Origin of the sequence: Natronoarchaeum sp. GCM10025321 (assembly GCF_042663585.1) — an archaeon.
GTDB lineage: Archaea > Halobacteriota > Halobacteria > Halobacteriales > Natronoarchaeaceae > Natranaeroarchaeum.
Genome location: NZ_JBHTAN010000006.1, coordinates 1792450 through 1816910 on the forward strand (window position 1 = coordinate 1792450; position 24461 = coordinate 1816910).

The 24461-nt window shown below is 60.6% G+C and carries 30 protein-coding genes; 13 read left to right on the top strand and 17 right to left on the bottom strand.

What is annotated here, in order from left to right:
• Positions 1 to 79: 79 nt before the first annotated feature.
• The 3 genes from ACFQL3_RS11940 to ACFQL3_RS11950 all read right to left on the bottom strand — a co-directional run bounded on the left by ACFQL3_RS11940 (position 80) and on the right by ACFQL3_RS11950 (position 2153).
• Positions 80 to 1054: a phosphoadenosine phosphosulfate reductase family protein gene (locus tag ACFQL3_RS11940; RefSeq protein WP_377054545.1), complete on the bottom strand. Its 975-nt coding sequence runs from the start codon at positions 1052 to 1054 to the stop codon at positions 80 to 82.
• Positions 1055 to 1149: 95 nt separating this feature from the next.
• Positions 1150 to 1485, bottom strand: a complete 336-nt coding sequence (locus tag ACFQL3_RS11945) for a DUF7577 domain-containing protein (protein ID WP_377054547.1) — start codon at positions 1483 to 1485, stop codon at positions 1150 to 1152.
• Between the two features lie 80 nt (positions 1486 to 1565).
• Positions 1566 to 2153 carry a DUF7110 family protein gene (locus ACFQL3_RS11950; protein ID WP_377054549.1) on the bottom strand — a complete coding sequence of 196 codons (588 nt, stop codon included), beginning with the start codon at positions 2151 to 2153 and terminating at the stop codon, positions 1566 to 1568.
• 166 nt (positions 2154 to 2319) lie between these two features.
• On the opposite strand from ACFQL3_RS11950, the gene ACFQL3_RS11955 reads away from it, so the two are divergent.
• The gene (locus tag ACFQL3_RS11955; RefSeq protein ID WP_377057094.1) at positions 2320 to 2961 is read left to right on the top strand and encodes a bifunctional 4-hydroxy-2-oxoglutarate aldolase/2-dehydro-3-deoxy-phosphogluconate aldolase; all 642 of its coding nucleotides are present in this window, start codon (positions 2320 to 2322) and stop codon (positions 2959 to 2961) included.
• A 21-nt stretch (positions 2962 to 2982) separates the two neighbouring features.
• Here ACFQL3_RS11955 and gfcR read toward each other — a convergent pair whose 3' ends face one another.
• The 3 genes from gfcR to ACFQL3_RS11970 all read right to left on the bottom strand — a co-directional run bounded on the left by gfcR (position 2983) and on the right by ACFQL3_RS11970 (position 5565).
• Entirely contained in the window at positions 2983 to 3627 is a 645-nt protein-coding gene (gene gfcR / locus ACFQL3_RS11960; protein ID WP_377054551.1) for a transcriptional regulator GfcR, read from the bottom strand.
• Between the two features lie 155 nt (positions 3628 to 3782).
• Positions 3783 to 4841, bottom strand: a complete 1059-nt coding sequence (locus tag ACFQL3_RS11965) for a glucose 1-dehydrogenase (protein ID WP_377054553.1) — start codon at positions 4839 to 4841, stop codon at positions 3783 to 3785.
• A 172-nt stretch (positions 4842 to 5013) separates the two neighbouring features.
• Positions 5014 to 5565, bottom strand: coding sequence for a DUF6663 family protein (locus ACFQL3_RS11970; RefSeq protein WP_377054555.1), 552 nt, complete (start codon positions 5563 to 5565; stop codon positions 5014 to 5016).
• 145 nt (positions 5566 to 5710) lie between these two features.
• Between ACFQL3_RS11970 and ACFQL3_RS11975 the strand changes: the two genes are divergently transcribed.
• The 5 genes from ACFQL3_RS11975 to ACFQL3_RS11995 are packed head-to-tail and all read left to right on the top strand — an operon-like array spanning position 5711 to position 11896.
• Complete coding sequence (locus tag ACFQL3_RS11975; protein WP_377054557.1) at positions 5711 to 6808, top strand: BMP family lipoprotein; 1098 nt, start codon at positions 5711 to 5713, stop codon at positions 6806 to 6808.
• 30 nt (positions 6809 to 6838) lie between these two features.
• Positions 6839 to 8419, top strand: a complete 1581-nt coding sequence (locus ACFQL3_RS11980) for an ABC transporter ATP-binding protein (protein ID WP_377054559.1) — start codon at positions 6839 to 6841, stop codon at positions 8417 to 8419.
• A complete protein-coding gene (locus ACFQL3_RS11985) occupies positions 8416 to 9549 on the top strand; it encodes an ABC transporter permease (RefSeq protein ID WP_377054561.1) in 1134 nt (377 codons plus the stop codon). Before ACFQL3_RS11980 ends, ACFQL3_RS11985 begins: the two co-directional genes overlap by 4 nt.
• Positions 9546 to 10601, top strand: a complete 1056-nt coding sequence (locus ACFQL3_RS11990; RefSeq protein ID WP_377054563.1) for an ABC transporter permease — start codon at positions 9546 to 9548, stop codon at positions 10599 to 10601. The genes ACFQL3_RS11985 and ACFQL3_RS11990 overlap by 4 nt, the downstream gene beginning before the upstream one ends.
• A 44-nt stretch (positions 10602 to 10645) precedes the next feature.
• Entirely contained in the window at positions 10646 to 11896 is a 1251-nt protein-coding gene (locus ACFQL3_RS11995) for a Gfo/Idh/MocA family protein (RefSeq protein ID WP_377054565.1), read from the top strand.
• A 76-nt stretch (positions 11897 to 11972) separates the two neighbouring features.
• On the opposite strand, the gene ACFQL3_RS12000 is transcribed toward ACFQL3_RS11995, so the two are convergent.
• Positions 11973 to 13007 (bottom strand): Gfo/Idh/MocA family protein, encoded by a 1035-nt coding sequence (locus tag ACFQL3_RS12000; protein ID WP_377054567.1) that lies wholly within the window; start codon positions 13005 to 13007, stop codon positions 11973 to 11975.
• Positions 13008 to 13098: 91 nt separating this feature from the next.
• Here ACFQL3_RS12000 and ACFQL3_RS12005 point away from each other — a divergent pair, with 91 nt between their 5' ends.
• The gene (locus ACFQL3_RS12005; protein ID WP_377054569.1) at positions 13099 to 13779 is read left to right on the top strand and encodes an HAD family hydrolase; all 681 of its coding nucleotides are present in this window, start codon (positions 13099 to 13101) and stop codon (positions 13777 to 13779) included.
• On the top strand, positions 13776 to 14741 hold the full coding sequence (locus ACFQL3_RS12010; protein WP_377054571.1) for a phosphotransferase family protein: 966 nt from the start codon (positions 13776 to 13778) through the stop codon (positions 14739 to 14741). Before ACFQL3_RS12005 ends, ACFQL3_RS12010 begins: the two co-directional genes overlap by 4 nt.
• A 237-nt stretch (positions 14742 to 14978) precedes the next feature.
• Here the strand turns inward: ACFQL3_RS12010 and ACFQL3_RS12015 are convergent, their stop codons facing one another.
• From ACFQL3_RS12015 to ACFQL3_RS12030, 4 genes are read right to left on the bottom strand one after another with little or no spacing between them, the layout of a single operon-like run.
• Positions 14979 to 16025 carry a site-specific integrase gene (locus tag ACFQL3_RS12015; protein ID WP_377054573.1) on the bottom strand — a complete coding sequence of 349 codons (1047 nt, stop codon included), beginning with the start codon at positions 16023 to 16025 and terminating at the stop codon, positions 14979 to 14981.
• Positions 16022 to 16252: a hypothetical protein gene (locus ACFQL3_RS12020; RefSeq protein WP_377054575.1), complete on the bottom strand. Its 231-nt coding sequence runs from the start codon at positions 16250 to 16252 to the stop codon at positions 16022 to 16024. Before ACFQL3_RS12020 ends, ACFQL3_RS12015 begins: the two co-directional genes overlap by 4 nt.
• Positions 16249 to 16455, bottom strand: coding sequence for a hypothetical protein (locus ACFQL3_RS12025; protein WP_377054577.1), 207 nt, complete (start codon positions 16453 to 16455; stop codon positions 16249 to 16251). The genes ACFQL3_RS12020 and ACFQL3_RS12025 overlap by 4 nt, the downstream gene beginning before the upstream one ends.
• On the bottom strand, positions 16452 to 16742 hold the full coding sequence (locus ACFQL3_RS12030; RefSeq protein ID WP_377054579.1) for a hypothetical protein: 291 nt from the start codon (positions 16740 to 16742) through the stop codon (positions 16452 to 16454). The genes ACFQL3_RS12025 and ACFQL3_RS12030 overlap by 4 nt, the downstream gene beginning before the upstream one ends.
• A gap of 217 nt (positions 16743 to 16959) precedes the next feature.
• Here ACFQL3_RS12030 and ACFQL3_RS12035 point away from each other — a divergent pair, with 217 nt between their 5' ends.
• The gene (locus ACFQL3_RS12035) at positions 16960 to 17274 is read left to right on the top strand and encodes an ArsR family transcriptional regulator (RefSeq protein ID WP_377054581.1); all 315 of its coding nucleotides are present in this window, start codon (positions 16960 to 16962) and stop codon (positions 17272 to 17274) included.
• A 1-nt stretch (position 17275) separates the two neighbouring features.
• Positions 17276 to 17548 (top strand): hypothetical protein, encoded by a 273-nt coding sequence (locus ACFQL3_RS12040; RefSeq protein WP_377054583.1) that lies wholly within the window; start codon positions 17276 to 17278, stop codon positions 17546 to 17548.
• A 40-nt stretch (positions 17549 to 17588) separates the two neighbouring features.
• Here the strand turns inward: ACFQL3_RS12040 and ACFQL3_RS12045 are convergent, their stop codons facing one another.
• From ACFQL3_RS12045 to ACFQL3_RS12055, 3 genes are read right to left on the bottom strand one after another with little or no spacing between them, the layout of a single operon-like run.
• Positions 17589 to 18080 (bottom strand): type IV pilin, encoded by a 492-nt coding sequence (locus ACFQL3_RS12045; protein ID WP_377054585.1) that lies wholly within the window; start codon positions 18078 to 18080, stop codon positions 17589 to 17591.
• 30 nt (positions 18081 to 18110) lie between these two features.
• Positions 18111 to 18689, bottom strand: coding sequence for a type IV pilin (locus ACFQL3_RS12050; protein WP_377054587.1), 579 nt, complete (start codon positions 18687 to 18689; stop codon positions 18111 to 18113).
• Entirely contained in the window at positions 18686 to 19141 is a 456-nt protein-coding gene (locus ACFQL3_RS12055; protein ID WP_377054589.1) for a type IV pilin, read from the bottom strand. The genes ACFQL3_RS12050 and ACFQL3_RS12055 overlap by 4 nt, the downstream gene beginning before the upstream one ends.
• A 233-nt stretch (positions 19142 to 19374) precedes the next feature.
• On the opposite strand from ACFQL3_RS12055, the gene ACFQL3_RS12060 reads away from it, so the two are divergent.
• Both ACFQL3_RS12060 and ACFQL3_RS12065 read left to right on the top strand, forming a co-directional pair.
• Complete coding sequence (locus ACFQL3_RS12060; protein ID WP_377054591.1) at positions 19375 to 20172, top strand: hypothetical protein; 798 nt, start codon at positions 19375 to 19377, stop codon at positions 20170 to 20172.
• Between the two features lie 1109 nt (positions 20173 to 21281).
• Entirely contained in the window at positions 21282 to 21869 is a 588-nt protein-coding gene (locus ACFQL3_RS12065) for a tyrosine-type recombinase/integrase (protein ID WP_377057096.1), read from the top strand.
• Positions 21870 to 22143: 274 nt separating this feature from the next.
• Here ACFQL3_RS12065 and ACFQL3_RS12070 read toward each other — a convergent pair whose 3' ends face one another.
• The 3 genes from ACFQL3_RS12070 to ACFQL3_RS12080 form a co-directional block, all read right to left on the bottom strand.
• Positions 22144 to 22935, bottom strand: a complete 792-nt coding sequence (locus tag ACFQL3_RS12070) for a hypothetical protein (protein WP_377054593.1) — start codon at positions 22933 to 22935, stop codon at positions 22144 to 22146.
• Positions 22936 to 22985: 50 nt separating this feature from the next.
• A complete protein-coding gene (locus ACFQL3_RS12075; protein WP_377054595.1) occupies positions 22986 to 23498 on the bottom strand; it encodes a hypothetical protein in 513 nt (170 codons plus the stop codon).
• A 206-nt stretch (positions 23499 to 23704) separates the two neighbouring features.
• Positions 23705 to 23920: a hypothetical protein gene (locus tag ACFQL3_RS12080; protein ID WP_377054597.1), complete on the bottom strand. Its 216-nt coding sequence runs from the start codon at positions 23918 to 23920 to the stop codon at positions 23705 to 23707.
• A 113-nt stretch (positions 23921 to 24033) separates the two neighbouring features.
• On the opposite strand from ACFQL3_RS12080, the gene ACFQL3_RS12085 reads away from it, so the two are divergent.
• The gene (locus ACFQL3_RS12085; RefSeq protein ID WP_377054599.1) at positions 24034 to 24459 is read left to right on the top strand and encodes a hypothetical protein; all 426 of its coding nucleotides are present in this window, start codon (positions 24034 to 24036) and stop codon (positions 24457 to 24459) included.
• Positions 24460 to 24461: the final 2 nt, after the last annotated feature.

Genomic DNA, 24461 nt, shown 5'->3' on the forward strand with positions numbered 1-24461 from the left:
GATAGATAGACCCACTGGTCGGGACTGGTGTCGGCCGTCGAAAAGGGGTGGAGTCGCTACCGGAGACCGTCGACCGAATCTACATGTAGCCGAGGTCGCGCAGGCGCTCCATCAGGTCCTCTTTGTCCTGGGCGCGGCCGGCGCGTTCGGTCGTGTCTTCGAGGTCCTGCAGCCATGCAGGCTCCTCTGTCGTCTTCTCGGTCGATACTTCGCTGCCGAGCGAGCGGAACCCGGCGAAGTACTTCGGCGAGATGGGCACGTCGTCAGTCTCGATGCCTTCGGGGAGATCCTCGGCGCTCTCGGGGATGTAGCCCTCCTCGGGGAACCCTTCGACCGTGTCCGGGACGACGTAGTGCCAGAAGGCATCCCACACTGCGCGCTCCTCGAACTGGAGGATGGGCTGGATGCGGTCGTGCGGCGGGTAGATGTCCGGGTCGTGGCGCGGACTGAAGAACGTCTCGTCGGCGCGGGCTTCCTGCTCGTCCCAGCGCACGCCGGAGATGACGCCGTCGATGTCGTGCTCCTCAAGCGCGTCGTTCAGCGCGACGGTCTTGAGCAGGTGATTGCCGACGTAGGTGTCCAGCAGGAACGGGAAGGAGTCCTCCTCGTACTCGAGGATCTCTCGGACGTGGTGCTGGTTGTGCTCGGAGAGGTCGTCGATCGGGATGTCGTCCCCGGGCGAGAGGCCGTGCTCCTCGACGTACTGGCCGACGTCCTCGTTACGCGCGTAGATGACGTCCAGGTCCCACTCCTCGGCCCAGTGGTCGACGAAGTCGTGGAGACCGTCGAAATGCTGGAAGTGGTCGATGAAGACCGCCGGCGGCACCTCGAGGTCGTACCGTTCGGCGACTTCTTTGATGAAATACAGCGTGAGCGTCGAGTCCTTGCCGCCGGTCCACATCACGGCGGGGTTCTCGTACTCTTCGAGTCCGCGTCGAGTGACCTCGATCGCCTTCTCGATTTTGTCCTGCAGGGTGCCGTACTCCTCGGGCGTCTCGTCCGTACCGTCGTCGTAGTCGACGTCGGCGTACTCGGGAACGTCGTTCTGACTCATCGTGTAATTAGATATAATTAGGATCGGTAAAGTGCTTATGGGTCATTGACCGTGTGGTGGTCGTTGACGTAACACTTGGTGGTTGATGGGATCGATCAGTCGACCGGTTCCAGACATTCGCTACAGTAGGTCGCAGTCGTCCCATTCGGCGCGCCACAGTGCTGACAGCGGATGGTCTCGTCGTCTCGCAACCCGTCCATCGACGGCTCGCCGTCGCTGTCGATGGCAGTGTCCTCGGCGAGCACCTCCAGCAGTTCGTCAGTGTCCTCGACGTCGAGAGTATCGCCCTCGACGTACTTGTTGATGAGTTCGTCGTCACGAAGTATCTCCAGGCCTCGCAAAAGCCCCATGAACATGAGCGTCGGCGCGACGATAACGAACACCGTGACCGCGAGCCGCCACAGGACTGTGAGCGTCGACGGCTCCTCCATGCGAACCTGTAACGGTGCGACAAAAATACGTTTATTTTCGAGTGTGTGACAGGACATCGCGCTGTGCGGTAGCGACGCGCTTATTCCGATATGAACTTGTTGTCGCGCCAGTTGACGCCGCCGCCGCTCGAATCGCCCTCGCCCGCGCCTTCGACGACTTCGATCGAACTCGGCCGGGGGTCGCCGTCGACGATTCGGGTGGCTTCGAGATCGCCGTCGTTCTCGGTGATCGCTGTCAGTGTCCCTTTCTCGGACTGTTTTGCGATCTCGCAGAGCACGAGGAACATCTCGTACTGCAGGGTGGTGTTCTGCAGGACGGTCTCGCGGTCGCCTTTGAACGCGGCGAACTCCACGAGTTCGGACTCCGGTTCGTCCTCCTCTTCGTCGCCCCACGACGGGCCGCCCCGCTGGCGGCGGACCTCCTCGGGTTCCTCGTAGACGCGGTTCTCGGTAACGCTGGCTTTCAGTTGTGCTGTCGGTGTATATTTGCTCAGCGACTTGTCGGTCGCGACTGCTTTCAGAATCAACGTATTATTGCGACGAGTGATATCGACGTCCTCGATGCCTTCGGGTAGCGTTGGGTCGTCGAAGAAGTCGTGGACATCTTCGAGTGGCAGTTCCAGTGTCGAGTGGAGCCGATATACGTGGCTGGAATTATCTGTTGACATGGTGGTGTCGAGGGATTACGACGGCCGCTCGGTTACTACTAAGTAGGGCCCCGTCGCTTATATGGCCTTTCGTTTCATTCTTTCGCAAGGTATCCGAAAGGAACAATCCAGTGACTGCCAAAGAAAAGCAGTTATGCGGACGGATCGAGAAGCCCGAGCCATGAGTATGCACGAGGACATGCAACAACTGGTCGATAGTGGAGTAATCGCAGTGCTACGCGGCGTCGAACAGGATGATGTCGCACAGGTCGCAGAGGCCCTGATCGAGGGGGGCGTCACGACGCTCGAGGTCACAGCCGACACGCCCGGCGCGATGGAGATGATCGAGGATCTCGCGACGACGTACGCGGACCGCGATGACGTCCTCGTCGGCGCAGGAACGGTGCTAGACGCCGAAACGGCCCGCGCTGCACTGCTTGCAGGTGCGGAGTTCGTCGTCTCCCCGAGCTTTCACGAGGACGTCGTCGAAACCTGTAACCGCTACGGCGCAGTCGTCGCGCCAGGTGTCGCAACACCGACCGAGGCCATCGAGGCCTATCAGACCGGCGCGGATCTCGTCAAACTGTTTCCTGCCTCGGATCTCGGCCCGAGCTATCTCGGAAGCATCAAGGGACCGCTCGGTCAGATTCCGATCGTTCCGACTGGTGGGGTCGGACCGGACAACGCGGGCGAGTTTATCGAGGCCGGTGCCTGCGCCGTCGGCGCGGGCGGGTCGCTGATCGACGACGAAGCAATCGCGGCCGGCGACTACGATGTGCTCACCGACAACGCGGAAGCGCTCGTCGCGGCTGTCGAAGACGCACGGTAACGGAGCGACGGACTAGGCAGACTACTCCTCGCCGACGCTGATGACCTTGAGTAGCGAGTAGACGGGAACGTCCTCTATCTCGTCGATCCCCTGTTTGTCCGCCAGCACGATGCAGGCGACCGGCTCGCCACCCTCTTCGCGGATCGCGGCGACGGTCTCGCGCATCGTCGTCCCGCTGGTGATGGTGTCGTCCACGACGTAGCACTGCCGGTCGCGGATCTGGGCGAAGTTCCGCGAGAAGCTACCGCCGAGGTCCTCGATGTCGCCTTCTTCCCACTGGTGCTTGCGGGGGGCGTACGTCCCCAGATCGGTGTCGAGTTCGCCGGCGACCGTCGTCGCGAGCGGCGCGCCTGCTTTCTCGATGCCGATAGTGAGATCGACGTCCTCGCCGTGTTTTTCGAGCATATCGGCCATCGCGGAACCCATGTGGGCAAGCCGGGAGCTATCACGGCCGATCGCGCTCCAGTCGACGTGGATGTCGGCCGGACCGCCGGTCGCCTGTGCCGGCGCAGTGGTGTCGGTCGCCTCCGAGCCGGTACCGCTGCGTTCTACTAACCAGCTCGCGGTCTCCCGTGAGACGTTCAATTCGTCTGCGATCTCTCCTTTCGAGAGACCACGGTCCGCAAGCTCTGCCGCGCTCTCGATGAGATCGTCAACGTTTTTCATATCCGTTCTTCGTGACCGTATTTTATAAATACTGCGAGGGGGTGACCGCCAGGACGTTCTGACGACCGATCCCGACGATAGGACTCGCCGTCGTCGCTGCTGGTCCGTCGGCATCCGGAGAGAGAACCACGGAAGACAGAAAGAGGCGATCGGCCCTAGAACTCGATTGCGGTCTTGATTACGTCGTCCCCGTCCTCGAAGGCGTCTTCGAGTTCCGGGAGGCCGTAGACGCCGGTAACGAGGTCCTCGAACAGCCAGTCGGGGAGCGCTTCGAGCGTCTCGATCGCCGACCGGAACTGGTCGACGTTGGAGTTGACGCTACCGATGAGCGCCTTGTTGTGCAGGACGAACTCCTCGTGGAGCGCGCCGCCGTCGATCTCGAACTCCCACGGATCCGGGACGCCGAGCAGGGCACCGACACCGTTCGGCGCGAGGGCGTCGATCGTCTGGAACGCGTGGGGCGGGTAGCCCGTCGCCTCGCAGACGAAGTCCATTCCCTCGTAGGCGGCCGGCACCTCGTCGACAGGCGTCTCGCGCGAGTCGACGTAGGTCGCGCCCAGTTCGTCGATGATGTCGACGGTCGGGTCAGGCCGGTCGCGCCGACCGAGACAGTACGTGCGATCGAACTCCTCGGTGTGAATCGTCATCGCGAGCGTGAGCAGTCCCAGACTGCCGTTACCGAGTACTAGCGCGCTCTCGGGCGACCACTCGAACGCCGAGCGCGAGGCGTAGGCGTGCTCGAAGGCCTTCTCCGAGACACTGATCGGTTCGACGAGAAAGCCCAGTTCGGCGAGCGACTCGGGAATCTCGATCAGATACTTGCCGGGGGCGGTGAAGAACTCGGACATGAAGCCGTGTGCGCCGACGATTCCACACTCGAAGTACTCGCCGTCGGGTGCCATATCCGGCTGGTCACGCTCGAAATACTCGTTCGTCTCACCCGGCGGTCTGCGGACTGTCGGGACGACGATGTCGCCCACCTCGTGGTCGGTGTCGCCCGACTCCTCGACGACGCCGACGGCCTCGTGTCCCAGAACGAGATGGTCTTCGCCCCGTGGATGGCCGCCATGAGAGCCGCTGATCACTTCGTGGTCCGTACCGTCGACGCCGACGCGGAGAGTACGGACGAGCGCTTCGCCCTCGCCCGGATCAGGTCTGGGTTTCTCGATGATAGTGGGCTGGTCCTCACCGCGTCGGACCGCTATCGCTTGCATGTCTCTGGGGATGGTATCGAGGCGCAAATAATTTCTTTTTTGTCATTGGGGGCAGTTGACGGTGGTCGGGCCCCCGGGGCTTCCTCTTCTTCCCGTATCGCGTACCTGATCGCGGGGCCGAGCGCAACCGGATTCATCCCCACACGGGGGGACTCCGCTCGTCATCACGACTCTATAGATAGGTGTCCTGCATCGTCTGTTCGAGCAGGCTGTCCGGGCCGAGAACGATATAGACGAGAACGAACGGCTCTGCCGGGTCGAGCACCCAGACCGAGAAGGGCGGATCGGCCGCCTCGGCGGCACGCGCGACCAGCGGTTCGAGCGGCTTGACGCCGTCCCGAAACTCGCCGAACAGGTCGCGCTCGCCGGACTGCTCGGCGAAGGTGTAGACCACGCCGTTTGGCTGGCTATCCATGTCCCGAGTGATCCGCGAGTTCATGGCCTCTCCTTCCGCGCGGGCGGCGTCGAAACACTCCCGCGCGGCCTCGAAGGCCGTCTCGTGTGTCCGGACGAACCGGAACGTGGTCGGTTCGACGACGCTGTACTCGGTGATCGACGGGGTGTTGTCCTCCCACTCTAAAGTCGCCTCGACGAGGTTGCCGACCGCGAGCGCATCGACCGCCGGAACGTAGCTGGGATCGGCTGATTTGACGTCGAGAAAGAGCAGTTCGTCGTCGCTACGGCCGGGGAGTACGCGAAACCGGCCCTCGGTCGTCTGTCGCATTGGGTAGTACTGGTCGCTCCGCGCTGATTAGTGTTGAGAAAGCGGGCCGGTGAGACGCCTGCCCCGGGTCGACGGACGGTAGTGAGCGATCATTCGGGGAAAGGCCGCTGTTAGGGTTATATACCAGTACGAAAATACATTAACTATGGCTCAAAGGTCAGATAGCCATCACGACTCGGGGGGACGAACTACAGGAACTGTCGATCGCCGGGCGTTTCTCGCTGCGAGCGCCACCATTGGGGGCGTCGGGCTAGCGGGTTGCCTGGGCGACGACAGCGGGGGGGACGAGATTGCGATCATCTCCAGCGACGCAGGGTTCGACGACAAGGCGTTCAACGACATGGCGCTATCGGGCCTGGAGAACGCCCAGGACGACTACGACTTCGAGATCAACCGGATCGAGGAGACGGACACCACCGCGTTCGGGGACGTGCAGGTGGAGGCCGCGGAGACCGACCCCGAACTCATCGTACTGGTCGGATTCCAGCACACCTCGCCGCTGGAGGAGAACGCGCCGGAGTATCCGGATCAGAACTGGATGCTGATCAACGACCCGCTCGACGAGCCAAACGTCGCGTCGTACACGTGGGCAAACCACGAGATGTCGTATCTCGCCGGCGTGCTCGCGGGGACGATGACGACACGTGAACTCGAAAACGGGGGGAGCTCGAACGATCCGGAGAACGCCCACGTCGGGTTCGTCGGGGGCCAGGACGGGTCGCTGATCAACGCCTTCGAGGAGTCCTACATCGCCGGTGCGGAGTGGGTCGAGGAGGGCATCGAGATCAGCACCGGCTACATCGGCAACTTCAGCGACACGAGCGTCGCTAACGACATCGCGACCTCACAGTTCCAGGACGGTGCGGACATCGTCTATCACGCCGCAGCGGCGGCGGGTGCTGGCGCGATCGAGGCCGCACAGCAAGAGAGCAGGTTCGCAATCGGTGTCGACGCCGACCAGTCACAGACGCTCCCGGAGTTCCAGGACGTCATTATCGGCTCCGCAGTGAAGTACATCGACCAGGGGACCAACGAGGCCGCTCAGGCCGCCTTCGAGGACGACTTCGACAGTATCGCGAGCGAACACAACCTCCTCGGACTCGAAGAGGAGGCGGTCGACGCCGTGATCGGGCAGGCCTTCGAGGGCAACCTTCCCGATGCGGTCGGCCAGAACCTCGACGAGGCGAAACAGGGGATCGTCGACGGCGATATCGACGTCCCGTGTGAGGCCGACGGCTGCTAGTCGCTGTACACTATCGGCTTTCACACTACAATGAGCAGAAACGATACGAGGACTGTCGTCAGTCTCGACGGCATCACGAAGCGCTTCGGTGACGTAGTCGCCAACGACGAGGTCGATTTCACGCTCGAAGCCGGCACCGTCCACGCGCTGCTGGGCGAGAACGGATCGGGGAAGACGACGCTGATGAGCGTGCTCTATGGGCTGTACGATCAGGACGCCGGACGGATCGTCGTCGAGGGCGAAGGCCGGGAGTTCACCAGCCCTCGGGACGCTATCGACGCCGGTATCGGGATGATCCACCAGCATTTCCAGCTCGTCGAGCCGATGACGGTCCTCCAGAACGTCGTCCTCGGCCACGAACCGGTAGACCGGGGGCTCGTGAACAAAGAGGGGGCCAGAGCGGAGATCAAGGCGCTCTGTGACCGGTACGAGTTCGACGTCGATCAGTATCTCGACACGCCAGTACAGGACCTCGATATCGGCGTCAAACAGCGCGTCGAGATCGTCAAGAGCCTGTATCGCGGCGCGGAGAGCCTCGTCTTCGACGAGCCGACAGCCGTGTTGACACCACAGGAGGTCGAGGGGCTCTTCGACCTGATGGCCGAACTCACCGAACAGGGTCGCTCGGTCGTCTTCATCACGCACAAACTGGACGAGGCGATGGAAATCGCCGACGAGATCACGGTGCTGCGGGACGGAGAGGCCGTCGGCACCGTCGATGCGGACGGAACCTCGAAAGAGGAACTTGCGCGGATGATGGTCGGCAGAGAGGTGCTGTTCGACCGGCAAGCACGCGACGCGACGACCGGAGAGCGCATTCTCGAAGTCGACGGGCTTCACGTCGGCGGTGATCGGGGTCTCGAACAGGTCACGGACGTGGACGCGTGGGTTCGGGAAGGCGAGATCCTGGGCATCGCCGGCGTCCAGGGGAACGGCCAGTCCGAGTTGGTGCAGGCGCTGACCGGCCTCCGTCCCGTCGACTCGGGACGGCTCCGGTTCGCGGGTGAGGATATCACCGAGACGTCCCGCCGCGACCGGATCGAGCGAGGGATCGTCTACGTCCCGGAGGACCGACAGCGCGAGGGACTCGTCCTCGAATACGATCTGGTCCGGAACGCCCTGCTGGGGAATCAGACACTCGCGCCGTTCGTCGACGGCTGGTTCGTCGACTGGACGGCGGTCCACGATCACGCACGCGACATCGTCGAGGAGTACGACGTCGAACCGCCGGAACCGACCGCGCGGTCGGCCTCGCTCTCCGGCGGCAACCAGCAGAAGTTCGTCGTCGGCCGAGAGATCAACCACGAGCCACGCGTGCTGGTCGCATCTCACCCGACCCGCGGCGTCGACATCGGCTCCGTCGAGTTCATCCACAATCGACTGCTGGAACTGCGGGCGAACGGGGTCGCAGTCGTGTTCGTCTCCTCGAAACTCGAAGAGATACAGAAGCTCTCGGATCGGATCGCAGTGCTGTACGAGGGTAGGGTGGTCGACACCGTCGACCCGGAGGATGTGACCGACCAGGAGCTAGGACTGCTGATGACCGGCAACACGCTCGACGGATCGGACGAATCGCTGGAACGCCGGTCGGACGTTCGAGGTGATACATGAGCGACGCGGAGTCCGGCCGCGCCCGGGACGCGCTCGATGGGGTCGCCGCGCGGCTACTCAGCGCCACGCCCATCGAACGGGTCGCACTCGCGCTGGCCTCGACCGTCACGGCGCTGCTGATCGGTCTGGTCGTCGTCACCGCGGCGGGCTACGACCCGCTCATGTTCGTCAACGACATGCTCTACGGTGCCTTCGGGACGGAGCGACGGCTTACGATCACGCTGAGAGAGACCTCGTACTTCATCCTCGCCGGCGTGGCGGTCGCTGTCGCGTTCCGCGCCGGCGTGTTCAATATCGGCGTTCAGGGCCAGTTCATCGTCGGCATGCTGGCGACGACGATGACCATTCTCTGGCTGACGCCGTTGCTCCCGGCGAACCGCCTCGGCGGCATCGGCCTATTACTCGTCGGGACGCTTGGCGGCGTCGCCGCGGGCGGTGCCTACGGCGCCCTGCCGGGCGTGTTGAAAGCCTACGCGGACGCCAACGAGATCATCACCACGATCATGCTGAACTTCATCGCCATCGGGGTGGTGTTTTTCCTCGTCGACGGGCCGTTCCGGGGGGAGGGCGAGTCGGCGACGCGCACCGCATCCATCCCGGAGTACGCCGAACTCCCGCCAGTTCTGTTGGATGGCTCGGACTTCTCGATGCTCGGCCTCGTGGCGACGCTGGGTATCGCCGTGCTCATCTACGTCCTACTCACGCGCACGAGAGCGGGCTACGACATGGTCACCAGCGGCCATCAGGAGTCTGCGGCCGTCTACTCGGGCGTCGACGCCAAGCGAACCATCGTCCGGACGATGACCATCTCGGGGATGGTCGCGGGCGTCCTCGGCGCGCTCTTCATCGTCATGCACGCGAACGCGACGCCGAACGCAAACGGCATCGACACCTACGGCTTCGACGCGATTGCGGTAAGCTTGCTTGCGGCGAACCACCCGCTCGGCGTGATCCCTGCCGGCGCGCTGTTCGGCGGCCTCGATGCCGGCGGCCAGTACATCAACGTCGCCTCGGACGTCCCACCGCAACTGATCGACGGTGTCATCGGCCTGGTGGTGCTGTTCGTCGCGGCACCCGAACTGTTCCGGATGGCCGCAAAGCGGACCGGCCTCGGAGGTGAGCGCCAGTGAGCGTCGCCGGCTACCTGACCCGCCACCCGGTCCGTATCGCTGGCCTGATCGCGGTAATAGCCGCCGCCGGGGCGGTCGTCGTCTGGCAGGATCTAGGGCTGGCACGACTGCTCACGCTCGGCTATCTGGACCGCTCTTTAAGTGCGGCAACCCCGATCGCGCTCGTCGCAATCGGCGGCCTGTTCGCCGAGAAGAGCGGCGTCTTCAACATCGGCGTCGAGGGGTTCATGATCTTCGGCGCGGTCAATGGCCTGGCGGCGGCGTCGCTCGTCTCCGGGAGCGGCGCGGTGACGCAGTTCGATCTCTGGATCGGGCTGGTCGTCGCAGTGCTGATCAGCGCCCTGCTGACGACGCTGTTTGCGGTGCTGATGATCCGGTACGAGGCGGACCAGATCGTCGCCGGCCTCGCGGTCTGGTTCATCGGTCTCGGGTTCGGCCCGTTCACCGCGATCCTGATCTGGGGAAGCCGCAACAGCGGGACGGTCGGTCGGATCGGCAGTCTCGATCTCCCGGTACTCTCCGGGATTCCGGTGCTCGGTCCCGTCCTCTTCAGCGCATCGCCGTTTGTCCTGCTGACCGTCGCCATCGCGCTCGGGGCCTGGGTGTTCCTCTACAGGACCCGGTACGGCTACTGGCTCCAGGCGGCCGGAGAGAACCCCGAAGCACTCGACACGGCGGGGATCGACGTCAACCGCGTTCGCTACGCCGCGGTGATCTTCTCCGGGACGATGGCCGGCCTGGCCGGCGCGGTGTTGACTCTCGGCGTCACGGGCAACTTCATCGGGTCGGGGATGACAATCGTCGACGGACGGGGCTGGATCGGCATCGTCGCGTACCTCTTCGGGAACTACAACCCGATCGGTGCGTTTCTGGCCGCACTCCTGTTCGGGGCTATGGACATGCTACAGATCCAGTTCCAGACGATCGGCGTACCACTGCCGTCCAGTCTGGTGGATCTGTTCCCCTACGTCGTGGTGATCGTCGTGCTGACGTTCTACGGTTCGACGCGGATGCCCTCGCGCGTCGGCGAACCGTACGAGAGCGAGGAGTGACGCGCCCATCCCGGGGACACGTCGTTTCCGTCCCGGGGACACCGATGAACTATGTGTCCCGCAACGGCGTCTCACACATGGGGGAGAGTTTCGGTATTGGCTTTATCAGTTGTGGGTTCATCACCCGCGAGGCACACGTCCCGAGCGTCGAGTACCTGCCGGGCGTCCACGTCGCCGCCATCCAGAACCGGACGCGAGAGAACGCTGAGACCGTCGCAGAGCGCTGCCGGACTGAAGGGCTGGGCGATCCGACGGTCTACGGCGAGGGCGCGGTCAGCGCGCTCGTCGCGGACGAGTCGGTCGACGGGCTATGGGTCACCAGCCCGAACTTCACGCGGGAAGATGTCGTCGACGCCGCCGTTGACGCAGTCGAAGACGGTGCCGAACTGGACGGTATCGCGATGGAGAAGCCCGTCGCCAGAAATCTCCGGGAAGCGCGACGGATCGTCGACCGTATCGAGAGCGTCGGCCTGCCACACGCCTATCTGGAGAACTGGCCACACGAACCGGACATCCGAAAGCTCCGGGCGTTGCTCTGGGAACACGGCCGCGAGGCGGGCCGACCGTACGTCGCCCGGTCGCAGGCAGAACACGCCGGGCCACACTCGGCCTGGTTCTGGGACGGCACCCGACAGGGCGGCGGCGCGCTCACCGATATGCTCTGTCACGCGCTGGCCGGCAACCACGTCCTGCTGTCCGACCCGGAGCGCCCGGACGGCGGCCTCGACGCCGTCTCGGTCTCGGCCGATACGGCGACGCTGAAGTGGGACAAAGAGGAGTACGCCAGGCAACTCCGGGAAGAGCACGGCGTCGACTACGAGACCGATCCGGCGGAGGATTACGCACGGGCAACGGTTCACTACGAGAGTGCAGACGGCGAGCGGGTGCTCTCCGAAGCGACTGGGTCGTGGTGCTACGTCGGCGCGGGCGTTCGCCGGTCGATCGAACTGCTCGGCCCCGAGTACTCGGGCCAGGTCGTCACCGACGAGGAGTCATCCAGCGTCTTCGTTTCGGATGCGATCGGGGGCGAGGACGGCTGGGCCGAGAAACAGACCGCCACCAGCGGGCGGATTCCGATCGCCGCTGCGAGCGTGATCGACGGCGGATACGTCGCCGAGAACCGCGACGCCGTCGACGCGTTCGAGCAGGGGGAGAACGCTGCCCTCGACCTGTACGACGGACTGGACGTCTTACGGCTCTGTATGGCGGCGTACCGGGCCGCGGAACTGGGGGAGGACCTCGACCTGCAGACGGCGGAGCTAGAGGGGTATACGCCGCCGCCAGCGCGAGAGTAGTAGACTGGTACCCGCGGGCCGGCATGCCTGCGCGGGAGTGGCGGACTGGCGCTCGCGACCCAGCATTCCATCAGCACTACTCGATCAGCGAGAGGGTCTCGCCGGAAGCAGCGCTGCGACGCGCCGTCTCGACGATCCGGTGGGCGGCACGACAGAACCCGGGATCGGCGGGTCCGGCCGGTTCGTCGCCGGTCTCCAGCAGATCGACGACGTAGGTGACGAGGTTCTCGAACCGTTCCGGGAGGGGTGAGGGCTCGACCTCGTAGCCATCGGGGGCTGACTCCGTCGTAACGCGGATCGGCGCGCCACGCTCTCTGGTGCTGATCGCGCCCTCCGTGCCGACGATTTCGTAGCCTTTCGGTGGGTGGGGCTGGATCTCCCACGGATCGGTGAGCATCCGCCAGGACGTCTGGAACGTCGAGAGCCCCTCGTCGAACCGGCAGATGGTCGAGGACTGGACGTCGACGTCCAGTTCCTCGGGGACGTACGTCTCGGCCGTGACCGCACTGGGGAGGTCGCCGCCCCGGAACCACGTCGAGAACGTCGCACCGTAGCCGAGATAATCGAGCATCGAACCGCCGCCCTCCTCCGGGTCGTAGAACCAGCTATCCTCCGGCGGCGCACCCGAGTTCCCGCCGTAGTACTGGACCTCGATGACGTCGCCGATCGTCCCCTCGGCGACAAGCCGTCGAACCTCGTGCATCACGGGCCGCCACATGACCGGCCAGTTGATGACGAACAGTCGGTCCGAGTCGGCCAGCGCATCGAGCATCCGATCCGCACCGTCGAGGGTCGTCGCGATCGGTTTCTCGATCGCGAGGTGAACGTCGTACGGCGCGACGCGCTCGACGAAGGCGGCGTGTTCGGAGTTGCGCGGACAGCCGACGAGCACATCTGGATCGGTCGCCGTCAGACAGGCATCGAGGTCGTCATACACGGCATCGTCCGGGATGCCCAGATCGCCCACGGCTTCGGCCATCGACCCCGTCGACGTGCGCGGCGTATCGTCACAGACGCCGACGAGTTCGGCGTCAGGGTGGTCCGCTACCCACTCGATGTTTCTGTTCATGTGCATCTGATCGAAGTTCGCACAGACGAACGTCCACGACATACGCTACACCTCCGAGCGACGGGACAAGAACGTATCCCCCAACTGTCTCCCCCGACGCGGGGTTTTTGTGCGGCAGGACCAACTACCGAACGTGGCAGAGTTCGATGCGGTACTGTTCGATCTCGACGGCACGCTGTGCCGTCGCACGCAGGACACCCAGGCGATGTACGAGCGGGCGTTCGAACTCGTCGGGGAGACGCCTTTCGGCGAGCCAGCGGCGCTCTGGTCGGCTCTGGAGGGGCCGCCGGACCACGACGACCGGATCGGCTACTTCGGCGCGGGGTTCGCGCGAGTAGCCGCCCAGCACGGGCGAACCGACGTCGATCCGATCGCGCTCGGCCGGAGCCTGGCATCGGTGATCGAGAATCGGGCAGTGACGCTGCTCCCCGGTACGGAGGCGGCCCTGGAGAGCGCCGCGACATGCGGCCCGATGGCCGTCGTCACGAACGGCCCGAAAGACGGGCAGCGGACGAAACTCGACACGCTCGGCATCACGGATCGGTTCGATTCGTTCGTCTACGGCGCGGAACTCCCCCGGGCGAAACCCCACTCGTTACCGTTCGACCGTGCCCTCGAGGAACTCGGGGTTCCCGCCGAACGAGCCCTGTACATCGGTAACTCGCTCCCCTACGATGTCGCCGGGGCACAGAACGCAGGGCTGTCCGCCGTATGGCTCCGCGAGAACAGCGGGGACTCGGCCGGGTCCTACGAACCCGAATACGTGGTCGACTCCATCGAGGAACTCCCGTCGATCCTGCGGGGTGAGCGATGAGCGAGACGCTGTTGGCGGATGCCTTCGAGAGCGGGTCGTTGCGCGCCGCAGGGGCCGTTGCGCTCTGTACGCTCGACGAGTCGCCAGTCGACGTCGAGCCGATTCGCCGCGGAAGCCGCAAGCGGACCGCAGTCGCCCGATTCGAGGAGCGCGGGCCGGTCGTGGTGCAGGTCTGTGACGAGCGGACGTGGCTCCGGACCGAGGCGGCCCTCCTGCAGGAGATCAGAGAACGAACCTTCGTGCCAGTCCCGCCCGTACTGGCCGCGGGCACCCACGACGGCGTCGCGTACATGCTCACCGCCTACGTCGCCGGCGACGACCTCCACGAGAAGTTTACGACAGTCGACGGTGAGACGCGACGCGAGATCGCCCGGTGGTTCGGCAAGTCTCTCGGACGGCTTCACGAGGCGTTCGAGTTCGATGCCTACGGGACGCTCGTGCTGACTGAGGGCTCCTTCACCGCGCAGCACGACGACTGGGAGACGTGGTTCCAGGAGTACGGACGCCGGGCCATCGACCGGCTTCCACCGGCGTTCGATCCGCTCCGGAGCGACCTGCGGGACCTGTTCGCGACCCCGCCAGAGGCCGACCCCGCGGCACGCCTGTTCCCCTGGGACTTCCGCCCCGGTAACGCGCTGATCGCCAACGGCTCGATTACCGCTGTGCTGGACTGGGAAGCGCCGCTTGCGGCCGCCCCTGCGCTCTCGGTCGCAAAATCCGAGTATCTCATCGCCGACTGGTACGTCGAGGACCCCGAACCGCTCCGGCAGGCGTTCCGGGACGGATACACCGCTGTCAACGACTACCCGTCGATCCGTCCGGTCCATCGCGCCGCCGCCATCGCCGAGAGCGCCGTCGATTCCTCGGGAAGGGTGACGAACCCGCGCTATCCGCCCGTCGGCAGGGACGAAGCCGTGGCGTTTCACCGGGGGACGCTGGAGGACGTGCTGGCGGGAGTGTGAGGGGGCGTGGCAGGTGTGAACGCGGGTCTGCTCGCTCGGTCTATTTGCAGTTCGAGTGTGAGAAAAGTTCGCCCTCCCCGATGTTGAACTCACTCGTTCCCGTTCGCTCACCTCCCACTCGCTGCTCAAATCGGCTCGGTTGGACGTTTCACTGCTCACGTTATTCGCAAGAAAAGTCCGCCCTCCCCGTATTACGGTACGTCGTCGTCGTTGCATTCGGCTTATCGTGTGTCGATTTCATAGTTCCAAGAAGTCGCGTCGCTGCTCGGCTTTCTTCCGCTCAGTTCGTCGATCGTAGTGCTTATCGAGGATATCCTCGCTCGCGTTCAACCGATCCGAAACGAGCGATCGGTCCTCATTCGCCAGTCGGTGCGCGGTCACCCGGCCACTGCGGACATCGTGGGGCGACCGGGACGACGGACACGTGCTGATCTTCGCGTAGTCCGTCGCCTCGCAGGTCTCCGGATCACGGTCGTGCGGACAGGGTTTCCCCCGATAACACGGCTGGGAAGTCCGATACCCCGCGTCTCGAATCGACGACGGACTCATTCGACCGTGTCTCGTCGTCAGGAGCGGCTGGCGCCCCTCGTCGTCGACAACGTCTTTCCGTGGACTGTCGATAAAGTCCTGTAGCGTCGTCGCGACGTACGCACTGATCGCATTCCAGCGCTCGCCTTTCTCCTTGTTCTTCAGCGGCGTCCCCGTCTCCGGCCGGTGAACGAAATGGACCGCCGGACCACTCGCGCCGGGACGGCTCCCGTCCAGGTCGAGATCTCCAAGATCCAGCCCACGCAATCCACCGGTCCGGCACCCGGTGTGCCAAAGGACCAGCATGATCACGTGCTTCTTGCTCGCGTACTCGTACTGACCAAGCCAGTCAACGATCTCGACCGCTCGGTCCGGGTCGAGCGTGGACTTGCTCACGTCATGGCCGTCCACACTCGGCAGCGGCACCTGCTCGTAGAGCTGCTTCGGGACGGCTTCGATCTCTCCACAGAACCGTAGAAACGCGCGCATCGTCGCCATGTCGCCGTGAAGCGTACTCGGGGCGAGTTCTTCGTCTACATCACTGTAGCCACCCTCTCGACGCCAGATGCGGTAGGCGTACATATCACGTCCCGTGAGGTCGTTGAGGTTCGCAACGCCCTCCTCGTCACACCACGCCAGAAACGCCTGAAGGCGGTAATACTGCGTCTCCATCGTCTTCTCGGACGTGTCATCACGGGCTTCGAGATACAGATCGACCGCCTTGTTCGGGGCAATCGGCTCCAGGTCCTCACTCACGCTGACCCACCTCCGACGCTCGCCGCCGGAAAGTCGTCCTCGGCGATCTGGTCTTTGAACTGGTCGACCAGCCACTCGGCATCAGCACGGCGAGCCGGACTCACCGAGTCGTCGACCTGCGCGACCGCGCTCGCCGGGTCCTCGGCCGCGCCACTGGCGAGCTGGTAGGCCGCCGCGCGGGCGATCGTCTGCACCCGTGTCCAGTGGCGCTTGTCGAGCGGGTTCACTTCTCGACACCTCCGCTGGCGTCGACGTGGGGCGGGATTTCCAGCCCACGCTCACGGCGCTGCTCGGCGATCCGCGCCTCCCGATCGTGACGGCAGCGAGAACAGATCGACGGGCGGGTCTGCCGATCGGCAGGGACGTCCGGCTTGTACCGGAGCTGGGCACCTTCGATACCACAGTCGTCACACTCGCCGATCAGGCTCATGCCGATCCCTCCGGCACGTCGCCACCCTCGAACGGCACCGCGTCGCCGTCACCCTCCAGCACTTCGAGTTTGATCTTCCGGCGGGCGCGTCGGAGTAGCGTCGAGATCGTCCCCGGTTTCCGGTCAGTCTGGCGTGCGAACTCGCGGACGCCGCTGGTCCCGAGTTCGACCGTCTCGTAGGCTTCGAGTTCCGCCTCCGAGAGGATCTCAAGGACAGGATACTTATCAGTCAGCGATTCCTCACTGCTCGTGCGGGCAGTATCGCCCGTGAACGTGGTTTCGCTCATCACACACAGTCGGAACCACCTTCTCCGGGGCGGCGTCCTAGCGCCGTCCCGGTATCCCACCTCTTTCAGCTACGGGTGTAGCCTAGGTGGGGGTGATCCCGTGAGACACACAAAGAATGGCCATTACATAAATGCAACGACCATCCTTCGAGCACATTAATTTCTACTAAAGAAACATACCCGTGAATTACGTACGTAGACTACATCTGTATGCACAATGAGACGGTCTGGTGCGTGGATGACGATCTGGGATGATCGGATTCTCGAAATCCTCCGGGACGAGGATTCCGGTACGCCCTCGAAACTCGCCGAACGTGAACAGATTCGAGTACAACCGCCACAGGTCTCGCGACGACTGAAGAAACTAAACGAGCGTGGGCTGGTACAGCATCTCGGCAACGGCGTCTACATCATCACGGAACGGGGAGAGGGATATCTCGACGGCGAGATTTCGACCTACGAGGACGAACCCGACGAGATCAAAGAGAGCGAGGACACTGACGACGGTGTCACGTCACCAGGAGGGGTGTGAGATGAACCGACAGTCCGCCCACTGGATGAAACGCGAGGACGAGCGTATCCTCGAATTTCTCGACTCCGAAGATATGGCTACCGCGGAGCTGATCTCCCGCGAGGTGTTCCGCAAGGTCTCGCCCGATCACGTCGCCGAGCGACTGGCGAAACTGGAGTACGCCGGGTTAGTCCACCGCGTCGGGATGAGTTCGTTCGAGCTAACCGGCGAAGGCCAGCGGTATCTCGCTGGCGACCTCGACGCCGAGCATCAGCCACGTCCCCGGCGAGTATAGCTGTAGCTTGCGGATTTTGAGAGAGTAAAGAGAAGGAGCGCTATCGCTTCTCGACTTCGTACTCGAACAGCGTCGCCGACGAGTCGGTGTCGGCGCTGTTCCAGATCACCGATATCTCGGTGCCTGCGTCAAGGGCTTCCGACCCACTGATCGACGCTTTGTCGTCAGTCAGGTAGCTCCCACTGCCGTCGGCGGCGATGTACAGCGAACTCTGCGAGCGCAAGCCCTCGGCTGAGTCCGACCAGTCCGCGCCGGTGTCGCTCACCGTCTCGCCGTCGATGACGACCGAGATCGTCTCGACCTCCTCAATCGTGTTCCCAGTCATGTGGTACAGGCGGACCTGCTGGTCGCCGTTGCCGTACTGCTCGACGTCGAAGCGCACGTCGGGCGAGGGCTCGGCGTCTCCCGCACCTTGGTACAGGTCGATCGCGAAGATACCGAGTACTGAAGCGAGGATCACCACTATTCCGACGAGTAGGATCGTACCGATGACTGATGATTGGGCGTCGGCATCTGAAAGAAAGTGAGTCATTTGCGTGTGAACGGACTGTGGTGGGTCCGATTAGTTGACGGTATACTCCTGCAGGACGCTGGAGTCGCTGCCATCGTCAGCTGTCCACACTACGCGGATGGTATCCCCTGACGAGAGTCCCTCCTCAGGGTTGTTCACTTCATTAATTTCGTCTGCTGCGTCTACGTAGTTGACTGAGTCCGTATTATCGTAGTCGTTTACAGATCCAAAGACAACACGGACACTGTTCCCGGCACTAATTTCACCACTGCTTGACCACAGTTCCTCAACATCATCGTCTGAAGGACCAGTCTGTGGCGTAATACCGTATGCCGTATCACCATCTACGGTAATATCGATGTTACCTTCGTCAAGTGTACCACCGGTCTGGTGAGAAATGTCGACAACGGTCAAATTCGATGAGTGGGGAGGTGCAGTTCCATCTGTGAAATTCACCGTGCTTTGACTGAAGTCCAAGCTGGCCTGCGGAACTGTTGATTGATCGTCACCGATTCCGATCACGAATGCACCAATAACAGCGGCAAGAATGACTGTTATTGCAACCATTAGAATAACCCCTATAACTGGGGAGACTGCAGCGTCATCACTGACTAGGGAATTCAGTCTCATGGCGTTTGCACATCGTAGTCGGTTAGGACACTGGAGTCTCCTCCGCTGTCGGAGGTCCAAACTATACGAATCGTTTCGCCACCGGCCAGTTGCGATCCGTCTTTGTGATCCACTGTGACAGAAGAACCAGCGGTAATCTCTCCGGTGCTGGCCCAAACGGGATTGCCGCTACCGGATTCTGCTTGATCTCCATCTACGGTGACATCTATATTTCCTTGTTGAAGGGTATCTCCCGATTGATGAGTGACATCTACCTCTACCGGAGAGCTACCAGATTGATCAAAATTAAAGCTAGCAGTCGGGACCTCTTGCTGATCATCACCGATACCAATCACGAACGCCCCAATAACGGCCGCGAGAATCACCGTTATCGCGACCATAAGGATCACGCCGATAACCGGCGAGACCGCGCGTTCGTCGTCGTCCGTTTCGAGTAGTTTCTTGAAATCCATTGTATATCCTTTGTAGCTTGTTTGCGCCGATTTCCGCCAAAGGATTAATATCGTACACTTGCGTGGGGTACGATGAGGCAAGGGGTTCATGGGATCTGACACCCCTCCTCGCCTGTCCTTTCGCGTGCTGTCGGCGTTACACAAGAGAATACATTCATCCGTAATAAAACTTAAGCCAGATATGAAATATTACATCACAGTTGTAACCCAGTTTGCATGTAAATTATAAGTAAATGATAACAACTAAATTAACTCCGAAATCGCTTGCGAGGACCTATAACGTACAGAACCGGGCGGACCCCTGGGACGCCGTCGAAGACTATCAGGAGTATCTCGACGTCGCCGCCCGGCATCCCGACAGCGGATCGAGCGCGCTCGCGTCGAAACTGGAGATGCCGCGCGGTCGAATCCGCGCGTGGGAGAACGGCGCAAAGCCCGATCCCGCCCGCGCCGTCGAAGTCGCCGAACAGCGCGGGTGGTTCGAGGGCGTTGACTCCGACGAGTTCGCGGCACTGAACCAGCTCGTCGCGTGGATCCTCTCGGGGGGCTCGATCTCCACGGGGACCTACGTCCCGCATTTCGCCGTCGACGACGCGACCGAACCGCGCGTGACCGACGCGCTGGACACGCTCGGGATCGACTGGCGACGCGAGCGAGCGGATGAATCCGATAGAGCGACCGAGATCGTGCCCACGGACCACGCCAGCGTCCTCGGGCGGGCGCTCGTCGTACTCGGTGCGCCACAGGGAGACAAGAGCGACCAATCGGAGTTTTCGCTGCCGGAGTATCTCGACGACGTCTCGGACGAACTCCGGTACGAGTTCGTCGACGTCTACATTCGGAACCGACAGACACCCCAAGGCGAGCGTTTCATGATGGGCTTTCGTGAGGAACGATCTGAGGCATACCTCCAGGAGTTAGCAAATCTAATCGAAGACGTCGCAGGCGAGCCGGTCACCGTCAGCGAAAAGAACATCTACCTCTCCAGTGAGGCCGCCGACGCGCTGTACGGAAAGTTCCGGTCGTTGTGAGCAGTCCGGAAAGAGTGTGAAAGTCGGGACGTTGGCTTCGGTACGTACAGGAAATATACTGAGTACTGTCTACCACCGAAACAATCATTCGAGTATATTCTCTAACTAGAATATGAGCCGAGTCAAGTTTGCGTTTGCCGCCGGTATTTTTGCGGCTCTTGGGGTAGCAATCGCTCAAATAGTACATATAACTTCAATCGAATCTACTGTGGCGAGCGTAGCTATAGAGGGTCTCTTCGTCGGAGCAGTCGTCTATCTTGGTCTCAAAGCGCTCGAACGGTCTGTGGATTCACAGTAGTTCACACTCAGTGTGGTGGTGATGAGCTACTCGCAAACCTACTTACTGCGTATTTCAGTCCAAACGACCCGGAAATAGCGTCCGGAAATGTGGAGAAAGTCGGGAAGTTGGCTTCGATACGTACAGAGTTTGTAACTATCAGAAGGATTGCTGTGTAGAGCGTCTCTTGTCTGGAGGAGTATTGGATCCACTTCGGTCATCGTAGTATTTGCGTCCGATGAATGATTCATCCAAGTTTCCAACAATCGTCGTATAGAGCATCTCAGCTGAGATATATGTCGGTTCGTTAGCTTGTGTCAGTATCTCACTGAGAGGAACTGGATCGCCTGTAGGGGGCGTTAACTCTACTGTCCCCAATTGTTCAACCAAGTTCTCTTGCGTGATTGGAAACTCAACCGATTGGTCGATTACCTGCCTTATTTTGGAATATTCCATATTAGTCGTGGGGGTAGGTCGTGTTCCTTAGTGGTCCACCACACGTGGGACATTCGCTCGTATTCATGGGGTTCTCGAACCCATCTCCACAATCTTGACAAACATATAGTCCCGTTCCAGACGGGCTAGGATTAGTCTTCATCACAACTATGTGTTCATCGGCCCTGCGGTTCAAATCTGCGCATGGTCAATCATGGTACTAAAAGGATAGTTCACACGCAAACCTACTTACTGCGTATTTCAGTCCGAATGGCCCGAAAATAGCGTCCGGAAATGAGGAGAAAGTCGGACGGATTCGGCCCCGATCACCCTTCCCACCCCCACCGAAAACCCCTTTACCTCCCGTGTGGCCGTCCGGGTTACAGGCTACTCGGACATGAACCTGAAAGCCCACGCTCACAGAGACGACATGAAGGTCTGGCTGAGTCAGACCGAAGTTGATCAACTAATCGCTCAGGCGGACGGCACCCAGCAGCGGATCGCGTTCTCGCTCGGCGCTCGCTGCGGGCTCCGCTCTCACGAGGTCCTCAACGTGGCTCCCGAGGACGTCGTCGACACTGACGCCGGAACGATGCTCCGGGTCTGGCACGGCAAAGGCGACCAGTACCGCGAGACGCCGGTCCCGCGGGATCTCGCCACGACCATCCGCACGATCGACGACGTACGCGACGCCAGCGCCAGCTCGTCGCTGCTCGACATCACCTCGACGCGCTCACTTCGGCGCTGGATTCAGACCGCCGCCGATCGCCTCCAGGACGAAACCGGAGAGGTCGGCTGGGATCACCTCGGCTTTCACGATCTCCGGCGGACTTGGGCGACCGCGCTTGCCAGTGCCGACGTCGACGCCCTGCTGGTCTGCGACTGGGGAGGGTGGAACGATCTGGAGACCTTTCTGGAGCACTATCGGGGGACGTACTCGCCCGAAGCCCAAGAGCGAGAAAGAGGAAAGGTTGACTGGCTTTAGCTGTCCGTGCTCTATCAGTAGCCTCTGTAGGCTATTCACCACGTTCTTGCCCGTGAAGGACGTTTTATGTACATGCAAGCTCTGCTTAAGACACCAAGTTTTATTATGGAGCTAGCAAAGAAGTACATGTCATGAACAGTGCACCCCACAGAGGGAATGATGCCAGTAAGTCCCTCAAAGAGCTGCGTCGTGAAGACGCAAACAGGGAGTCGGATACCTCAGATGTTGATATAGAGAATCCGTTCACCAACACCACTCAGGAATCGATTCGAGATTAAATTTCTATACTGCTATTGACTTCTTGCGGATATCGATTGGCTTCTTCGTTATCATAGAACAACTTCTGTATAGCAGTTAGTGTCTGCTCAGAAACTTCGCGAGGTCCACTTCCGTCAACAATCGTCAAATCAAATTTATTTCCAACACCTGGCGCTTGTGCTGAATTCATCAATGCTGCATAAACAACATAAAGACATTCTTCTATCGTTAAGTCTCTAGAATACCTGCTAGTGAGTGTATCACGAGCTAAGTTTGATCCAGTTCCAACAGTATCAAACCCTATGTTAGCAAAAGACTCTACTAATCCATTGTACCCTCCTTTATCTGATACGCGGTATGTGTGAGAACCATTTACATCATGCCCAGTTACTATTACATCCAAACCAAGCTCAAATTCACTGTACATTTTATCCCAAGCCTCACCTCTACCGGAGTTATACATACCTGATTCGTAGAACTCATCAAAGCTAATTCCTCGCTGGGACAAGATTTCTTCCTCAAATTTGGTCTGCTTCATAGAGATATACACATTCTTGACTATTTCTACGGCTTGCTGAACGCTCTCAATATCGTCAATAGAATCCTCAACTGCACGGTTGATCGTAGCAGGTGCCAAAGCAGGACCAGCAGAAGATATTACTAGCCTAATATTTTCGGATCGGTATGGTTGGTATTTGGAATCACTTGACTCAAACTCAATAGGCAGTGTTCTATCTGTTACCATACGATCCGCGCCAACAACTGCCGCTTCCTGGTCTTCACACAGGACAGATATACAAATTGTCATGGAGCATAATCATTGTAGATTGGTTATAAAGGCTTGGTAACATCTCTTTGTTAAATCGCTGAACATAGGTTCAACTGGGCCTCAACAGTGAGTAGTGCAAGCACTGTGACTGCAAGTATAATTAGAAATAGAGAAATACGGTATTTTTTCACGCGCTCATTATTTATCGACCTATTGTTCTCCGTGCTTTCTATATAAAGTTCTATGAATTTTCTATCAAACTCTTCTTTTGAGAAGTTAATATATCTGGATATATTTCGAGCGTTCTGCATAGGTCTCTGATAGTCATAGACGCTTAAAACACGAAGGGCTTGACCTGCAGAGAGCATAGATAGGAAAATTATGATTACTGTAGAGTGGCTCGACAGACCTTCAATTATTGATGTAACAGTGATTATAATCGCATTAAGTGCAAATACTGTCCCCGCCTTATTTTCGATGACATCGCTCCTCTCTTGTTCTAAGTCAAATCTTCTTCGGGCCTCTTCCAGTCCAGATGTACTAGAAGGGAACTCTGCGTCTTGTAAAGCAGGTTCTTGATCGGAGTCTTGATCATCAGTCATCTCACGGAATGAAAAGAGTCCCACACTCATCACAGGTTTTCCAAGTCAAACCTGAGCTGTCAGTATTATTTGATTTTCTATAATTTTCTACGTCTGTTCCCGGTTTACAATCTGGACAAATTGGCATATTGGCTTGTTTGTATTACGGCATTAAACTTATTTTGGATCATTTTTACTTGCGATTATATTAGGTCAATAAGGTTTTATCACTCATTATGCGGGCTGGTTCGCAAATCGATATTGGGAATCTCGCCGTCCTCAACAGCGCGCACGAGGTACGCACCCTCACCGATGCGGTTCACGTACATCTCCTGATCGTCGGGAATCTCGCCGTCGTCGGTCACGATCCCGTCGAGTTGCAACTCATCTTTGCTGAGAGAGACGGTTGGCGTCCCGCTGTGATCTCCTAGTTTTCGGAACATGATAGCCTCGGCCACACCTTGCCACTTAGTTGTTTATACTGTGTACATAGTGTGGCCCCAGTAGTAGCAGATTCCGGACATTCAAGCGGGCGCGTGTGGCCGCCTTGATCGCAATGTCCTATGCAAACTGGATCCCTGACGGGGTCCGACGTGAGGACGGTATCGACCTGATCGACGCACTACTCGCTCCACTGTTCGTGCTGGCGACGTTCTCGACCGCGGCAGTCGGGACGGTCCAGCTCTACGATCCGATCAACTGGGGCTTCGAGGACGTGCTGTACGCCGCAGGGGGCTCGGAGATCACCCTCGGGTTCGTGATTACGATGATCACGATCGTCACCGCGTGGGTGACCAACGGCCAGACGTCGGTCGACGACTTTACCGATATGGAGACGATCGTGCTCCTGCTCGCCGTGGTGCTGAACATCAGTATGGCGCTCGTTCCGGTGGTCTCTGGAGCCGTCGTCTCCCAGTGGTTCCTCGGCTGGTTCCTGGTGATGCTCAACGGCGCCGCGTTCTACCTGATCGCCTACAAGTGAGG

What these genes read in the sequence shown, in the direction of transcription:
- ACFQL3_RS11940 (WP_377054545.1), bottom strand. Translation starts at nt 1,054, where the DNA reads ATGAGTCAGAACGACGTTCCCGAGTACGCCGACGTCGACTACGACGAC.
- ACFQL3_RS11945 (WP_377054547.1), bottom strand. Translation starts at nt 1,485, where the DNA reads ATGGAGGAGCCGTCGACGCTCACAGTCCTGTGGCGGCTCGCGGTCACG.
- ACFQL3_RS11950 (WP_377054549.1), bottom strand. Translation starts at nt 2,153, where the DNA reads ATGTCAACAGATAATTCCAGCCACGTATATCGGCTCCACTCGACACTG.
- ACFQL3_RS11955 (WP_377057094.1), top strand. Translation starts at nt 2,320, where the DNA reads ATGCACGAGGACATGCAACAACTGGTCGATAGTGGAGTAATCGCAGTG.
- gfcR (WP_377054551.1), bottom strand. Translation starts at nt 3,627, where the DNA reads ATGAAAAACGTTGACGATCTCATCGAGAGCGCGGCAGAGCTTGCGGAC.
- ACFQL3_RS11965 (WP_377054553.1), bottom strand. Translation starts at nt 4,841, where the DNA reads ATGCAAGCGATAGCGGTCCGACGCGGTGAGGACCAGCCCACTATCATC.
- ACFQL3_RS11970 (WP_377054555.1), bottom strand. Translation starts at nt 5,565, where the DNA reads ATGCGACAGACGACCGAGGGCCGGTTTCGCGTACTCCCCGGCCGTAGC.
- ACFQL3_RS11975 (WP_377054557.1), top strand. Translation starts at nt 5,711, where the DNA reads ATGGCTCAAAGGTCAGATAGCCATCACGACTCGGGGGGACGAACTACA.
- ACFQL3_RS11980 (WP_377054559.1), top strand. Translation starts at nt 6,839, where the DNA reads ATGAGCAGAAACGATACGAGGACTGTCGTCAGTCTCGACGGCATCACG.
- ACFQL3_RS11985 (WP_377054561.1), top strand. Translation starts at nt 8,416, where the DNA reads ATGAGCGACGCGGAGTCCGGCCGCGCCCGGGACGCGCTCGATGGGGTC.
- ACFQL3_RS11995 (WP_377054565.1), top strand. Translation starts at nt 10,646, where the DNA reads ATGAACTATGTGTCCCGCAACGGCGTCTCACACATGGGGGAGAGTTTC.
- ACFQL3_RS12000 (WP_377054567.1), bottom strand. Translation starts at nt 13,007, where the DNA reads ATGTCGTGGACGTTCGTCTGTGCGAACTTCGATCAGATGCACATGAAC.
- ACFQL3_RS12010 (WP_377054571.1), top strand. Translation starts at nt 13,776, where the DNA reads ATGAGCGAGACGCTGTTGGCGGATGCCTTCGAGAGCGGGTCGTTGCGC.
- ACFQL3_RS12025 (WP_377054577.1), bottom strand. Translation starts at nt 16,455, where the DNA reads ATGAGCCTGATCGGCGAGTGTGACGACTGTGGTATCGAAGGTGCCCAG.
- ACFQL3_RS12030 (WP_377054579.1), bottom strand. Translation starts at nt 16,742, where the DNA reads ATGAGCGAAACCACGTTCACGGGCGATACTGCCCGCACGAGCAGTGAG.
- ACFQL3_RS12035 (WP_377054581.1), top strand. Translation starts at nt 16,960, where the DNA reads ATGAGACGGTCTGGTGCGTGGATGACGATCTGGGATGATCGGATTCTC.
- ACFQL3_RS12040 (WP_377054583.1), top strand. Translation starts at nt 17,276, where the DNA reads ATGAACCGACAGTCCGCCCACTGGATGAAACGCGAGGACGAGCGTATC.
- ACFQL3_RS12045 (WP_377054585.1), bottom strand. Translation starts at nt 18,080, where the DNA reads ATGACTCACTTTCTTTCAGATGCCGACGCCCAATCATCAGTCATCGGT.
- ACFQL3_RS12050 (WP_377054587.1), bottom strand. Translation starts at nt 18,689, where the DNA reads ATGAGACTGAATTCCCTAGTCAGTGATGACGCTGCAGTCTCCCCAGTT.
- ACFQL3_RS12055 (WP_377054589.1), bottom strand. Translation starts at nt 19,141, where the DNA reads ATGGATTTCAAGAAACTACTCGAAACGGACGACGACGAACGCGCGGTC.
- ACFQL3_RS12060 (WP_377054591.1), top strand. Translation starts at nt 19,375, where the DNA reads ATGATAACAACTAAATTAACTCCGAAATCGCTTGCGAGGACCTATAAC.
- ACFQL3_RS12065 (WP_377057096.1), top strand. Translation starts at nt 21,282, where the DNA reads ATGAACCTGAAAGCCCACGCTCACAGAGACGACATGAAGGTCTGGCTG.
- ACFQL3_RS12070 (WP_377054593.1), bottom strand. Translation starts at nt 22,935, where the DNA reads ATGACAATTTGTATATCTGTCCTGTGTGAAGACCAGGAAGCGGCAGTT.
- ACFQL3_RS12075 (WP_377054595.1), bottom strand. Translation starts at nt 23,498, where the DNA reads ATGACTGATGATCAAGACTCCGATCAAGAACCTGCTTTACAAGACGCA.
- ACFQL3_RS12080 (WP_377054597.1), bottom strand. Translation starts at nt 23,920, where the DNA reads ATGTTCCGAAAACTAGGAGATCACAGCGGGACGCCAACCGTCTCTCTC.
- ACFQL3_RS12085 (WP_377054599.1), top strand. Translation starts at nt 24,034, where the DNA reads ATGTCCTATGCAAACTGGATCCCTGACGGGGTCCGACGTGAGGACGGT.